Genomic DNA, 2249 nt, shown 5'->3' on the forward strand with positions numbered 1-2249 from the left:
TTTTAGAAGAAACAAAGGTGTATACAGATGGCTGGAAAAGTTATGATGGATTGATTGTCAAGTCCCCCGTTTTTTATGAACAAATTCTTAGTTTAAGTGGCTCAAAATTTGCTGTTTGTAATGAACAGGACACATCTTTAGTTTAGTGATGATCCTTCTATTGTTGTAATAGTGAATATATCTGTAAATATATTCTGTCAATTCTCCTAAACTTTCAAATCTATTTAAATCTCCAGATTCAGCTTTGAATCTACTCCAAAATGACTCAATCTGGCTATTCTGCCAAGGGCTCCCTGGATTACTGACTGAGATGCTAGTATTATACGTGTCACAGTGAGTAATGCATTTCTCATTTAAAAATTCCCTACCCCGATCACTGTGAAAGATCCTGGGCATAACTTGTTGTTTGTCATATGCTTGTTTTAGCGTTTTGATAACTAAATCTGCATTATGCTGACTTCCTAATTCTGCGCCTACTACCTCACGGCTCCTTAAATCTTTAATGGCTGCAAGGTAGATATACTTGCCTTTGTATTTGATGTAGGTCAAATCACTGGACCAAATCTCATTGATCTGTAATTCATCTACTCTTACCTCCTTGATCAAGTTGCTAAATTGATCTCTATAACTTGGCTCTGCCTCTGTTAAAAACTTCTTCTGGTACCATAGCCTCGGTGGCTTGAGTCCATACTTGCGCATTACCCGACTGATCCGTTTCTTGTTGTAGTCAAGGTCAATGGCCACTCTGCGGTGCCCATAGGCAGGATTATCCTTGAAACACTTTTTGATCTGCTGCCTGACTAATTGATCTCTTAGTTCAAGCTTGTCACTCTGATAGTAAATGTTCCGACTATCCAGCCCAAGCAATCCTCCTGCTAAACGTTTGTTATTTGCTTGCTTTATGACCTTTCTTTTTTTTTGACCTCTCAAGTTCGAGAGTTACCAGTCCTATGATCTGTTTTAAATCCTCATTCTCTCGCTTGAGCTTATTCCATTCCATTAGGTTGATCTCAGGTTTTACCTGTGCTTTCAGCCAATTGTATATGGTCTTGTCTGAAATTCCATATTGTGGTGCAAGCTCTGATACTTTTTCTCCGTTTTTAACTTTCTCAAGGATTTCCTCCTTGGTTTCTTTGGGAATTCGTTTTTGCATATCCCGTTATTTTAAACCATCTTTCTTAGAATATGTTCATAGTATAGTGGGGACACCCTCCATGAACAAGATAGAACAAATAGACTGCTAACACAAATAGAACAAACAGAACTTTATAAATCGATTGCAGAACCCTTAGAAATATTTAATAACTTGAATTACGAAATTAAAGATTTGTTAAAAACATATCCAAATATGACGTGGATATAATGAGCAAAGTAACCCTCTTCCGACCTTGGAAGAGAGGTAACTAAGCCATACCGCACCTTTAAAACTGAAAATAATGTTTCAATTCTAGGTCTCAGATTAAGTAAACAATTGTCTAGAAATGTAGTCATTTTACCCATATTCTTACGAGCACAAGCAAGTAATTTGTTCCCATTTTTCAGAGCTTTCTCTTCTAACTTTTTAGAAACATAGCCACCGTCTGCTACAATGATTGATTGTTCTAATTTCTCAAGTAATTGATCTAAAGCTTGCCGATCATCAACTTTCGCTGTAGTAAATTTGATGTATAAAATATTCCCTTCAATATCAGTCATAGCATGTAGCTTTAATCCATAAAACCAACCCATAGTTGATTTCTTTCTACTTGCTAATCTCTCCATAGTCTTGTGCTTGAATATTCTTTTATTATGACAGACAGGTAAAGGAGTAGAATCAATTAACTTGATAGTTCCTGACTTTTTACGATTTATTTGAAATAAAGCTTCTAGTAAGAGAATAATCTGCTTAGCGCTTTGTCTCATGAGAAGAACAAAGCTTTTGTAACTGGGAAGCTTAAACTCTTTTGAATAACATGTTTTGATTAGCTTATACAAGCCTTTCCAATTGCCAATATTGTATTCACTACGAATAAGGGAAATAGTTGCTAATTCAGCCAAAGTTAAGCTTGGCTTTCTTCCAGATAATTGTTTATTTAATTTTAAATGTGCAGATAAGTCATCAAAAATACTAAAAGTAGTTACAATTTGATGACGATTTGTTAAAGTATTCATAGGGCAGAGTTATTAATTAGTCTTTCTAACTTTGCCCATTTTATCGAATTTTTTACTTATTTAAAAACTAATTCTTAATTTCGTAATTCAAGTTAATA

General features: G+C 34.9%; 3 protein-coding genes. All 3 read right to left on the minus strand.

Translation table 11 applies throughout. The features are described 5' to 3' along the window. Nucleotides 1–87: 87 nt before the first annotated feature. The 3 genes from PKC21_10830 to PKC21_10840 all read right to left on the minus strand — a co-directional run bounded on the left by PKC21_10830 (nucleotide 88) and on the right by PKC21_10840 (nucleotide 2151). On the minus strand, nucleotides 88–867 hold the full coding sequence (locus PKC21_10830; protein HMR25831.1) for an IS3 family transposase: 780 nt from the start codon (nucleotides 865–867) through the stop codon (nucleotides 88–90). Between the two features lie 19 nt (nucleotides 868–886). Then, nucleotides 887–1153, minus strand: a complete 267-nt coding sequence (locus PKC21_10835) for a transposase (GenBank protein HMR25832.1) — start codon at nucleotides 1151–1153, stop codon at nucleotides 887–889. Between the two features lie 158 nt (nucleotides 1154–1311). Further along, a complete protein-coding gene (locus tag PKC21_10840) occupies nucleotides 1312–2151 on the minus strand; it encodes an IS982 family transposase (GenBank protein ID HMR25833.1) in 840 nt (279 codons plus the stop codon). Nucleotides 2152–2249: the final 98 nt, after the last annotated feature.

Source organism: Oligoflexia bacterium (assembly GCA_035326705.1).
GTDB lineage: Bacteria > Bdellovibrionota_G > JALEGL01 > JALEGL01 > JALEGL01 > JALEGL01.